10 protein-coding genes are annotated in these 12,471 nt (G+C 45.1%); 1 reads left to right on the top strand and 9 read right to left on the bottom strand.

The features are described 5' to 3' along the window. Nucleotides 1–12: 12 nt before the first annotated feature. The 5 genes from AC58QG_RS16685 to AC58QG_RS16665 form a co-directional block, all read right to left on the bottom strand. Entirely contained in the window at nucleotides 13–1,329 is a 1,317-nt protein-coding gene (locus AC58QG_RS16685; protein WP_497363239.1) for an ABC transporter substrate-binding protein, read from the bottom strand. A 126-nt stretch (nucleotides 1,330–1,455) separates the two neighbouring features. Next, entirely contained in the window at nucleotides 1,456–3,249 is a 1,794-nt protein-coding gene (locus tag AC58QG_RS16680) for a sensor histidine kinase (RefSeq protein WP_497363238.1), read from the bottom strand. Between the two features lie 134 nt (nucleotides 3,250–3,383). Further along, nucleotides 3,384–4,403 carry an S-layer homology domain-containing protein gene (locus AC58QG_RS16675; protein ID WP_497363237.1) on the bottom strand — a complete coding sequence of 340 codons (1,020 nt, stop codon included), beginning with the start codon at nucleotides 4,401–4,403 and terminating at the stop codon, nucleotides 3,384–3,386. Nucleotides 4,404–4,692: 289 nt separating this feature from the next. Beyond that, nucleotides 4,693–5,487 carry a sugar phosphate isomerase/epimerase family protein gene (locus tag AC58QG_RS16670; RefSeq protein WP_497363236.1) on the bottom strand — a complete coding sequence of 265 codons (795 nt, stop codon included), beginning with the start codon at nucleotides 5,485–5,487 and terminating at the stop codon, nucleotides 4,693–4,695. Nucleotides 5,488–5,500: 13 nt separating this feature from the next. Beyond that, nucleotides 5,501–6,325 carry a phytanoyl-CoA dioxygenase family protein gene (locus AC58QG_RS16665; protein WP_497363235.1) on the bottom strand — a complete coding sequence of 275 codons (825 nt, stop codon included), beginning with the start codon at nucleotides 6,323–6,325 and terminating at the stop codon, nucleotides 5,501–5,503. Between the two features lie 93 nt (nucleotides 6,326–6,418). On the opposite strand from AC58QG_RS16665, the gene AC58QG_RS16660 reads away from it, so the two are divergent. Beyond that, nucleotides 6,419–7,279 (top strand): AraC family transcriptional regulator, encoded by an 861-nt coding sequence (locus tag AC58QG_RS16660; protein WP_497363234.1) that lies wholly within the window; start codon nucleotides 6,419–6,421, stop codon nucleotides 7,277–7,279. A 32-nt stretch (nucleotides 7,280–7,311) separates the two neighbouring features. Here the strand turns inward: AC58QG_RS16660 and AC58QG_RS16655 are convergent, their stop codons facing one another. The 4 genes from AC58QG_RS16655 to AC58QG_RS16640 form a co-directional block, all read right to left on the bottom strand. After that, the gene (locus AC58QG_RS16655; RefSeq protein ID WP_497363233.1) at nucleotides 7,312–8,280 is read right to left on the bottom strand and encodes an ROK family protein; all 969 of its coding nucleotides are present in this window, start codon (nucleotides 8,278–8,280) and stop codon (nucleotides 7,312–7,314) included. Next, nucleotides 8,277–8,912 (bottom strand): D-sedoheptulose-7-phosphate isomerase, encoded by a 636-nt coding sequence (locus AC58QG_RS16650; RefSeq protein ID WP_497363232.1) that lies wholly within the window; start codon nucleotides 8,910–8,912, stop codon nucleotides 8,277–8,279. The genes AC58QG_RS16655 and AC58QG_RS16650 overlap by 4 nt, the downstream gene beginning before the upstream one ends. A 31-nt stretch (nucleotides 8,913–8,943) precedes the next feature. Next, complete coding sequence (locus AC58QG_RS16645) at nucleotides 8,944–10,638, bottom strand: ribulokinase (RefSeq protein WP_497363469.1); 1,695 nt, start codon at nucleotides 10,636–10,638, stop codon at nucleotides 8,944–8,946. Between the two features lie 161 nt (nucleotides 10,639–10,799). Then, a complete protein-coding gene (locus tag AC58QG_RS16640; RefSeq protein WP_497363231.1) occupies nucleotides 10,800–12,392 on the bottom strand; it encodes an extracellular solute-binding protein in 1,593 nt (530 codons plus the stop codon). Nucleotides 12,393–12,471: the final 79 nt, after the last annotated feature.

The raw sequence follows: 12,471 nt of genomic DNA, 5'->3' as shown, positions 1-12,471 counted from the left end.
CTATTTCTTTACCTATTTGTTCGATTCAACCGCTTTCTTCCACTTGTTGTTCAGTTCTTTCTCTAATGTCTCAATCGGTTTACCAGAGTAAATTTCCTGGGCAGCTTTTTTGAAATCAAATTGTGCTGCACCGCTTACTTTGGCAAAGCCTTCATCTGTTGCTGAGTAGATAAATGGTTTAAACGGATACTTTTCTGTCCATTTGTTAAAGAAAGGAAGATCCGTACTCACACCATTGATCGTGGAGAACTGTTGCGCCATATTAATGAAGGATTGGTACACATCTTTACTGAACATCCAGTCGAAGAATGCTTTCGCCTCTTCTACATTTTTACTGTTTTTGTTAATCCCGATATTCATATCGGATACGGTCATGGATGTCAGTGGCTCGCTTTCTGTCGTGCGGAAAGGAAGAGGGAATACGCCAAGATCTTCATCCGTTTTTACTTTAGTCGCGTAGTCTCCGTAGTACCATTGACCCGCTGCAATCATTGCCGCTTTTTTGGACTCAAATAACTGTGTGGACTGATCGAAAGATATGGATAGGGCATCAGGTCCTGCCAACTTCTTCGTCGACATTTCTTTGATGATTTTCCCAGCTTTATCAAATGTACTGCCTTCTCCGAAAGGCTCCGGCGTCTTAGCCAAATTCGCTAAGTAGTTCTCATCCCCAGACAGAATGTGAGGGCCGAACTCCATGAACGGATAGAATGTCCAGTCTTCCTTGCCGCCGATGGCAATTGGCGTATATTTACCATTCGTTTTAATTTTATCCATTGTTGAGAGAAACTCAGGCATTGTTTTCGGTACTTCCAAGTTCAACTCTTTGAAGATACTTGGGTGGAAGTAGACAAATTCCGAGAAAGAAACGAGCGGTGCGCCTAATGTTTTTCCATCAATTTTCGCTGGAAACTTATTATTCTTAGCGCCTGCTAAATCATCGAGTGGCAGAAGGGATTGCTTGTAAATTTGCATATGTGCAGGCTTGAGGTAGAACAGATCAGGCAAATCATTCGCAGCTAATCGTACCTTCAAGTATTGACCGCCGTTGTCCGGTACCATCTCAATATCAACGGTTACGTTCGGCTTCAGCTTCGTGTATTCCTTAACTTTGTCTGTCCAGAATTTGAGATCACCTTTGGCATCCCACATCGCAAGCTTCAACTTCACTGGTTCTGCTGGTTTAGGCGTCGCTACCGCCGCTTTGCTTTCAGCTGGTTTGACTGAAGCTGCTGCAGGTGAAGCCGTATCCTTGGCGCAGCCTGTCAGTGCACTCAGCATAACAAGTCCGCCTACTAATGCTGTGCTTATCAATTTTGTTTTTCCCATTCTTGAAACCCCTCCAATGAATGTTTCTTGATTCGGTTGGTTGTTTAACCTGTCTTTATCATACACGGGATGAAAACGCATCCAAATGATCTTTTCGGCTATGAAGTTGATCTTTTTTGATCTGATTTAAGCTTCCAACCGAAGCGGCCGCTCTTCTTCCTGATCACGATGAATGATCGGGATTTTCATCGACACTTTCGTTCCCTTTGGCTCATTCACAGTTAAAATAATGCCGTAATCCTCGCCATGGTGCAGCTGGATCCGGTGATGGACATTGGCAACGCCCATGCCCGTAAACGTATGCGGACTGCGCCTTGTACGGAACTCCTCGAGCTGCTCTTCTGTCATCCCCTCGCCATTATCGGAGATCACAATATGCAGACTGCCTTCATGTATGCGTGCTTGAATAACGATTTTCCCACGTGTTTCTTTGCCAGCCATACCGTGAACGATGCTATTTTCCAAAATCGGTTGAAGCAGCAGCTTAAGTAAATACTTTGATTCTGCCTGCGGATCGATGTCCCATTCCACTTCAAATTTATTGCCGTAACGAATCTCCATGATGTAGAGATAATGCTTTAAATTAGCGATTTCATCGGAAAAACGGATAAGTACACCGCCACGATTAAATGCGGAGGAGACGAGTCGCATCAGGGCATTGGTCATGTTACGGATGTTGTCCACTTTACTGATCAGCGCCATTAACTTGATGGCATTTAATGTATTAATGAGAAAGTGCGGATTGATTTGCGACTGCAAGGCAGCAAACTCTGCTTTCCGCTTCGCTTGCTCTTGTTCCTCTCGCTGCCGTAGAAGCAGCTTAATTTGATCAAGCATATGATTGAACGTTTTGCCTAGCGCTGCCATTTCCGCAATTCTAGAGGTCCCGATCTTAGCGTTTAGCTCCCCCTCCATTACAAGGGACATTTTACGGACTAGTACATGAATAGGCCTTGTTAAACTGTGAACTAAATAAAAGGAAATCAGCAGAAATACTACGATAACGGCGATTGTTGCGAATAGGACGAACTTAAAAATACGCACATAATTGGCCGTAACCTTACTGTATGGTATCTCTTGAACAGCCTTCCAGCCTGTATCTCCAACGCTCGCATAGGTGACTAGCATCTGACGACCACTCACTTGATCGATAAAATGCCCTTCACGCGCACCTCTAATTTGCTCTAGTTTTGCCGGCGTTAAGCTCGATTGATCCCAATTGTAGCTGGCTGTGACAACTTGACCTTCCTTGCTGACAATGACATAGGTGGAATCGTCGTTGGGCTGCTGTCTTAAGATTTTATCAAACGCTTCCTCATTTAGTGAAAAATAAATCATTTCGACATTACTTAGCGTATGGTAGTCGCTGGGTGCAATCGCAGCTGCCACGGCTAATGGCTCCCTCACACCATATAAGAGCGTTTCCTGCAAACTAAGAAACTGCACATTATCTTTTTGCTTAAGTAAGCTCTGATACCACGATTCTGAACGCAGCTCCTGCTCATCCTTGGTCAAGTTCTGCTTAAACGAATACACGCCTCCATCTTTATAGAAGAAATGGATCGCCAGCAGCTGGCTGGACATCGAGTAGGTGTATCTGCTCAGGGCAAGTGTCAGCTCGTTGATATACTTGAATCGGTTGCTTTCATCAGCTTGATGCAAAGATGTTGCTGTTGATAAAACATCTCGATCCACACCGACTGCAGCTGCAGCGTATTCGATTTTACTGATCTCCTGCTGAGCGGAATAGGTGACAGCATGAAGGGTTTGCAAGGTTCGCTCCGTTGTTTGCTGCAGTAAATCGCGTTTGTATACTTGAAGAATCATGGTGCTGATGGTCACAATCGGAAAAACAACCATAACAATTAATAAAATATGGAGAGTCACTGAAAATGACCATGGTTTAGCAAATAACTTCAAGACCTTCACCCCGTAATTTCAAATACGAAATAAGACTTCGTAAACATACATTCGGTCTATTTAGGGCGATGTCCTTTAATTGGTTGACCGACAATATCTCCCTTTCTACCCAACAGTCCGGCAGAGCATCCCCCTTACTCTCCCCCAGCCAAAAGTCGCTTCAGAACAACAACCGCTTCGGCTCGGCTTGCAGGTGCTAGTGGCGCAAAGTCTGTAGTCGTTCTCCCATCCATGAGTTTTGCTCCGACTGCAAGCTTGACAAAGGCTGCTGCCCAGTCACTCACTGCGTCATCATCTCCAAAATGGATCGATTCGTCCATCTTCATATCCTCCACTTTCGTTCCGCTTGTATATGCCTTAGCTCTGATCAGCATCGCTGTCATTTCCTCACGTGTAATGTTGGTCTCAGGAGCAAAAGCCGTCGCAGATACCCCATTAATGAGTCCCGCTGAGAAGGCCTTCTTCACTGTCCCTTCATACCAGCTGCCAGCTGCTACATCGTTGAATGGCAACGTTCCCCCATCAGCATCTTTCAGATCTAATGCTTTAGCTAGCAGGGTCGCAAATTGCGCCCTAGTCACGCTTATATCCGGAGCAAATCGATCGTCATCCATTCCCTCTACGATACCTTTATTAACCAACTGCATAACATCTGTCTTGGCCCAATGCCCTGCAAGATCACTGAAGATTTTGGTGAAATCCGCAGCGTCATTTCGAGTAAAGCTTTGACTTTTTAAATTGTGATCTACAATTTTTAAAGTGGTCCATTTAATGTTCGTTACCCCCGCTTTCTTAGCTCGGAAGGTGATTGTGCCGATATCTAAGTTCCCCTTCTCGCCATCTACCTTGCCAACTTTGGTATGCGCGATGGTAAGCTCATTCCCTTTGGTAATTGGCGAGACGGAGAATCCTTCAATTTTCGTCTCTGCTTTAACGACTTCTAGCTTGCTTGCATCAAAACTGAATTTGGCCTCATACGCATACAAATCCTGAATATGATCCCCTTTCAAAGTAATGACAAATTCGCCGGTCGATTCTAGATCTGATGTCTTCATTTCAAATTGGGAAGCATTCTCCGCGAATGCTGAAGCAGGCCAAACCGAAGCCAAACAAAGATTGCAGACTACGGTAGCTAGGATTATTTTTCGTTTCATCCTCACTCATCCTCTCCTATAAAACGACAATTTCTGCAAACGTTTTCAACTTAGTGCATCGCAAAAGCAATGCCATCTTCAAGAAAATTATAGCTACTTCTGTGCAATAATTTCATGATCTTTTTGGTTGTCCACATGATTATTTATGTTCCGCAGTATTCAAAAACTACATGAAAACTCCAACCATAATGGGATTAGACCTGTTTCATATAGAAGAAATTGAAATGAGGATGTATAGCAGAAAAAGAATGGTCTGCCTCATGAGAGGAGCCATTCTTTTTCGATTTCGTCACCTGCATGTTTCACGCATCCGATTAGCCATCCATAGACACGTCTCCCATAAATCACTCACAGGCTCATTCGTAAAAGGGATGGTCGGCATATAGCCTGGTGGACCGAACTCCGGTGTGATCGTCGTATAGGCGAATCCTTTTCTTGCGCGTGTTGCTACAATTTGCTTCCACCAGGACTCGTGTGCTTGCAATTCTCGGGCATACTCAGGTGCCCCGGGATGTGGGACTTGAGGGCCTTGGGCATAGCCGACACGGGCATGAATGTGGATCGTTCTCTCCATAGCCAGCTGCAGGTGCTCATTCTGATCTTCAAGCAGTGATTCACACACACAGCACCAATGACTAAAGTCGGCTGTGAGTTTCAAATCAGGGAGGGCTGTCAATAATTTCGCGGTCGTCCACGGCGTAAACATCGCGCGATGCCGGTGCGTCTCATGTCCGACAGGAATCCCGTACTTATTTTCAACCGCAACCGCATGCTCAAAAAATTTCAATTGCCTTTCCACATCCATGCAATCTCGCGCACTATGTGAAATAATTAACTCCGGCTGCAGCGCGGCCGCAGCTTTCACGCCAGCTGTAAAAGCTTCCTCATGTTCACCAGATGTCGAAATGAGTGCAATATACGAGAGCTTGTACGCTTGCAAGAGCGCCGTGAATTCCTCGCTATGCTCCGCCGATGGAACGGGACCTTCCACACCGTCATATCCGGCAGCAGCGATTGCGCCTAAAGCATCTTTGTAGGTAAAAGATTCCATTCCCCACAACGATTTGATTAATCGAATCTCCATTGCTGCATTCCCCTTATTTAGAATGGCCCTTCGGCTTTTTCCCGCTCCATCTTTCATCTACCTTCTCATTCGCAGACTGATACCTCGCATCTACACTAATCCGGTACTGGTTCGTCGTATTTTCAAGGGAACAATGCATCAAGAACATGCCAAAGATGAGCACATCCCCTGCCTGAAATTCCGTTGTTGCCCACTTACCGCCAAACTTCTCCGTAATGAACAGCGGATCATCCGTATAGTGATTAACCCCATCACGATCAGCATCCTTGGAGCCATAGGACGCCTTCAATTTCTCGAAACGGTGTGAGCCAAGGCAGATGGCTAGACCTCCCATTTCATAAGAAACATCTCCCAGCGGGGACCATACCGTATACACGTTATGAGTTCCTCTCCCCATGTAAACGATATCATAGTGCGCCCCTGTGAAATCACCTTTCCCAACGGCTCTCAGCCATTTGTAATGGTAGGTTAACGATTTGTCACCAAGAAATTCATCAAAGAAGCGCATAATATGATCGCCATTCAAGACATTCAAGAGTGCAGGCAAATCTTCATTCGTTCCCCCAAAGAAAATGGTTTTGCTGCCATCAGCCATCATACCATCCTCAAGCTGAGTGTCGCGATTTAGCTTGCCCATCTGAGCCATTTTTTCCAAAATACTCGTACGAGCCTCCAAAACCTTGTCCCGATTATGAAATCCGCGAATGAGTAAGTACCCATCCTCCTCCATTCGCTCACGCAATGCTGCAATATCATGAAAAATATCATTAGAGCTTCTAAGCTCCTCTAAATGCTCTCCATGCATCTCTAATTCACGGTTGCCGACTTTCAACATCATCTTCATCCACACTCCTAAGTAGTTTCTTACTTACTTATACTCTAAGTATAGGGTGCATAGATGAGTTCAACCATGGATTAGCGTTATCATTTCATGTATAATCGTACAATACCGAAGAACGAAGCGAAGGAGAACACCATGACCTCTATCAACATTCCCTATGAGTTAGAGAAGAGAGACGTTCCTCTCCCTGTATTTCACTCCATCTGGAAGGTTAATGTCGATAATAGCTATGAAGTATTGAATCGAGAGGGCTTCAAAATCCCATGTTTATTCCTTACTTATGATGGGAAAGGTAGCATTACACTTGCTAATCATACGTATGAGCTGGAGAAAAACACCTTTTTCTTCGTGGAAGACGGCATTCCTACCATGTACAAATGTCTTAATAACGATTGGAAGTTTTATTTTCTAGATTTTAGCCAACTAAACATGACCCGTTATCTACAGCTTCCAGTAATGGAAGTTATCTCTACCGGCAAAATGGCAGAAGTCATGCAATTGTGCGAACGGATGATTGACGGCTTAATTGCTCAGCCCCATGGCTACGAATATGCGTCAAACATTTTATTACAAGAAATTTTACTCCTGTTAACTAGAGAACATTCCTTGGTTGCCCTTTCTCATCACACCGAGCTCAACCAAATCCTCATCTATATCCATCGAAATTTGGACAAACAAATTCGCATTGAGGACCTGCTCCAGCTAAGCGGCTGGTCGCGTACGACCTTTTTCACCCGGTTCCGTGCAGTGACAGGCTTGTCTCCAACCGATTATCTAATAAAACTAAAGCTAGCGGCTGCGAGAGTTACTCTCGAAACCACTAGCTTATCGTTGAAAGAAATTGCAGCCAAGCTGCATTTTTATGATGAGTTTCACTTTTCCAAGCTATTTAAGAAAGCATTCGGTCAATCCCCCAGCACCTACCGGAAGCTGAAAGTAATGGGTTCATAGAACTTCTGAGTACATTTAACACTACGATCTTGCTACTTAGAAATCATTTCCATAGCAACAGATAACCCAGCGTAATCGCCAACTTGCTCACCCAATCCAGCAGGTACAATCTCACATACATTGAGGGACCAAGGTAAGGCTTCTTGTCGCAAAGTGTTCATGACAATGGGCTCAAGCAACGCTTGCTGCCTCCCATAGATACTACCGATTACAATTCTTTCCGGATTGAGTATATCTACCAACATAGCAAGTCCCTGTCCTAACCGTCGACCTACCAGATTATATATTTGCAGCGCCAAAGGATCCCCTTCTTGCGCAGCCTTGCCTACCGACTCAGCAGTTAAGCCGGCCAAGTCGTTCATACTCTTACAGAAGGAAGGAGCCTTACCTGCTTGAATAGCTTTTATCGTCATCGTTTGCGCGAGCTTCGCGATACCTCCGCCGCTGCAGAAACCTTCAAATGAGCCCTCCTTGCCATATCCCAATGGCCCTTCAGCTGCTAAACGAACATGCCCTACCTCACCGGCCATGTCATTCGTTCCGCTATATAGCTGCCCATTGAGAATAAGGCCTGCCCCCATACCTGTACCGAAGGTAAGAAAAATCATGTTTCGACAGCCTTTCCCGGCGCCAAAACGCCACTCGGCTAACGCACAAGCATTCGCATCATTCTGTAAGCCGACCGGGATACCGAAACGCGCGCGTAATGGAGTGATCACGTCAATTTTATCCCAGCCAGGCAGATTCGGAGGCGAAAGAATGAGTCCAGCCTGGCTGTTTAATGGACCTCCGCAGCTGATGCCGAGCGCCGCAGGTGTCTTCTCAGAATGCCTAGATAGTACAGTCTCCAGGGCTGCTGTGATATCATCCATGGCCACTTTCGGCTTAGATGGCGTCGGGAAGCTCATTTTTTCCAAAATAACGACGCGATCTTGTTCCACAGCCCCCAAACTTACCGCACATTTGGTTCCACCAATATCGACCGCTGCCAGTATAGTCATGAGGGAAAGAACGCCTCCTCTAGCATACTGCATAAGGCATGATAGATCGGCAGATGCCTCTCTTGGATATCTGGTGTTTTTTCCCAAGGCACACAGATGGTTACATCGCAAAGCGACTTCATTTTACCTCCACTACAACCAGTCAAACCAATCGTTTTCAACCCTTGCACCCTGGCAACCTGCAAAGCTCGGAGTACATTCAGAGAATTGCCTGATGTACTAAAAGCAATTAATACATCGCCTGGACGTCCATAGCCATACACTTGCTGAGCAAAAATCATGTCTGGAGCAACATCATTCGCATAAGCGCTAATCAACGCTGAATGACTAATGAGTGAAATCGCCGGCAGCGCGCCTTGAAGCCTCTCGGCAAGAGCAACTCCCTCTCCCGGGAATTCACGCTCAAATTGAGAGCTAACCGATGCAGACAATGGCCGTTTGGACATAAATCCCTTCATCAATTCGCCAACAACATGCTCGCAATCTGCCGCACTTCCACCATTTCCACATAATAGCAGCTTGCCATTCTGATGAAAGGCATTATATAAAAGCTCATATCCCAATTCGATATCCGGCACACAATCCATTAATTCTGGATAGCGAGTTGTCATTAGACTCAAAATAGCATTCATTCAACAGTGCCTCCTATTTTACAAAGGTAACCTATTTCCTTGATGATACGTCCTGCCTTAGCTGAATCCGCTTCAATGCTTTCATGACATCACAGCCCCCCCGGCCGAATAACTCATGTAGATCGTTATATGCAAGGTATATGTCATCATAAACTTCGCTATGTTCATGGATTGGCTTATAGCTTTCTTGACGAACACGGGTCATGCGAGACGCCGCTTCCACAATACTCGCGTAACCGCCTCGTTCCGTACCTGCCGCAACTGCACCAAAAACAGCTGCACCGAGCGCTGAAGTTTGCGTTGAATCGGCTACCTTGATCTCACGGCGGGTCACGTCAGCAAATATTTGCATGAGCAGTTGATTACGTTGAGGCAGACCACCGCAAGCTATCAGTTCGCTCACTTTAACACCAGCTTGCTCAAACGTTTCAATAATCTTTCGGGTACCAAAGGCAGCAGCTTCCAGAAGGCAACGATATATGTCTTCAGGCTTCGTCTGCAAGGACATACCAACGATCAATCCACTCAAATCCGCGTCGACGAGCACCGAACGATTGCCGTTCCACCAATCCAATGCTAGTAAACCTGTCTGTCCAGGTTGCAACTCTCTTGCCAGTTTCTCTAAATAAGCATGTACGCTGATGCCTTCGTTCGCAGCTTCGTCCTTCACATAGCCCGGCACACCCTGCTCAACAAACCAACCGAATAAATCGCCGACGGCTGGTTGGCCCGCTTCATAGCCATATAAGCCAGGAATAATCCCATCTTCTACGACTCCGCAAATGCCTTCCGCATGTATTTCCTTATCACTCAGCAGCATGTGACACAATGAGGTGCCCATGGCCATGACCATTTGACCAGCGTGCACGGCCCCTGCACCAGCAACACCCGCATGTGCGTCAATGATGCCAACAGCTACCGCTGTTCCAGGGTGAAGCCCCATCATCGCAGCTGCTTCGGCGGTCAGTTCACCCGCTTTAGAGCCAAGCAAAGTAATGTCTCCCTGCAATTTGGTTTCCACGAATGTTTCAAGCCTTGGATCCAAGGCGCTAAAGAAATCCGTTGACGGATAGCCCTCTGTTTTGTGCCAAAATGCTTTATACCCCGCACAGCAGCTGCTTCGAATCGCATTCGATGTCATCTGCAGAACAACCCAATCCGCTGCTTCCATCAAACGATGCGTTTGTTCATAAATCGAAGGCGCTTCATTCAGAATCTGCCACGCCTTGGCCACCATCCATTCCGAGGATGTTTTGCCGCCATACCGACTTAAGAAGTCAGCATCCAGGCGTTCCGCCATCTCATTAATGCGATTTGCTTCTTCCTGCGCTGCATGGTGTTTCCACAGCTTGACATAAGCATGAGGCTCATCACGAAGCTCCTCTTGATAACATAAAGGAACGCCACTCTCATCAACTGGAAGAACCGTACATGCTGTAAAATCAATTCCGATTCCGATCACTTGCTTCGGATCAATGCCTGAGCTTCTTATTACGGCTGGCACTGACTTTCTTAATACTTCCATATAGTCGTCTGGGTGCTGAAGAGCCCAATTAGCTTCCAACAACCTATCGGAATTCGGTAAACGCTCGTCGATCACACCATGAGGATAAGGTGTCACATGCGTTGCTATTTCTTCCCCATTGTCGATATCTACGAGGAGCACCCTGCCAGATTCCGTTCCATAATCAACACCAATCGCATAGCGTTTGAAACCTGATTTCATCATCATTACCCACCATCTCCTAAACTCGTTTGTTTAATTTTGTAATATGTATACAACAATGTGCCGCCGTTCACCCCCTTCGTGAACCTATGAAAGCACCTTGAACAACGTACTTTTTCACAAAGGGATAAATGGCTTATTTGGTTAACCTAGCATCAGTCCTATTGATTTACTCTTGCCAGCGCCGTATTATAAATCTTTTCAATTTCAGTTGCGCCCTTTTCTTTACATTGTTGAAGAAAACTATCCCAATCATTCAATGCCCCATCATTGATGATGAATCTATCCATATTCACCGTTAAATGCGCATCTAATTGTGTGCGTAGCTGTTTAAGACGTTCTCGTTCTTCTTTATTAAATGGCGGATCGTTGACTTCTCTGAAATTAATACCATTAGCAAGATCATTAATGGCCTTTTCAGACCATTTAATAAGTTCCGGTGAAGAAGAGGGAACAAGAGGATGGTCGTCAGAATGAAGTGCTAGGCCAAGGTAACCAGTTCCAAGTGCAGATTGCATCGCCCGGAAAGGATCTTGTTTATCTTTAAACTTCGCTTGCGTCGCATCAGAAATCTTATATTCGCCGCCAGGTAGTGTATAATCAACGTTTTCTACACCAAAGCTTGTCAGATTGGTCCCCTCGTCTCCATACAGCCAGTCAATAAACTTGATAACTTCTGCAGGATTCTTCACTTTGGAGCTTATTGCGTACATTTCACCCAGATGATCAAGTTGATATACGTTGTTGCGTTTAACCCCTTTTGTACTGGCCATGACAGGTAACAATTCGAACTTGGCATTGGGCTCACTGGCTTGGAGTGCTTTGTTAAAGTTTACACCGAAACCATTGTTATCTTGGTAAAAGAAAGACTTCCCCGTACTTAATTTTTCCACCCACGTTTGAGAAGTTGCTACGGAATAATCCGGATCGAGAAGTTTTTCTTTATAGAGCTTATGAAGGTAGATAATCGCATCTTTAAATTCAGGTGAAAAAGGACCAAATTTATATTGTTTTGTGGCTTGCTCATAATAAACCTTCGTACCCGTAATATTGGTATAACCACTGCCAAAACCGAATGCAATTGGATTGATCAAATTTTCTGTTCCCGTTTTCCCATTCGCTGCACGGCTAGTAAAAGGATAAGAGTCTGGGTAAGCTTCCTTAAGCTTTTTTAGAACCTGATAGAGTTCTTCATAGGTCGTTGGCGTTTTTAAGTTTAACTTTGCCAATAAATCTACACGTATCATCGGAAGCTGACCCGACTGCAGACTCCATTTGGTTGCGAGCGGAAAGCCATATAACTTGCCATCGACCTTTGTCTTATTAATCTCAGGCTTCTGTTGAATCAATTTTCGAAAATTCGGCATTTGATCCAGATACGGTGTGAGATCTAGGAAAATATTCAAATCCGCGTAGTTCGAAAGATCATTTTGATTCACCATGATCACATCGGGTATAGAGTTTGTAGCAATTAGCGTTTTCTTCTTATCCTCATAATTACTTTGTGGAACACTTTGTAATTCTAGCTTCACATTTTTTCTTTTATTAATTTCCTGAACAACGACTGAATTGACATCTAACGCTTGCGAAGAATGCTCATATCTCATCCATGAAAGCGTTACGCGTTTGGCAGGAACTGGTGATGTGCTTGCCGTACCTTTTGGCTTATCTGGGCTGCTGCAACCTGCCAATAAACTCCCCAATAAGGCCAAAGAACAGCAGACGGTTACTATTCCTTTTTTTTGAATAACCATGTTGTTCCTCCTTAATCATCTGGATTTGTTTCTGGCAATTTTATTTTATAGGCTAGCGGGCTCTCTTTGAAAGAACCAA

Source organism: Paenibacillus sp. J22P169 (genome assembly GCF_059691995.1).
Note: the sequence above shows the minus strand (reverse complement) of the source record. Positions and strands in the feature narration are given on the sequence as shown.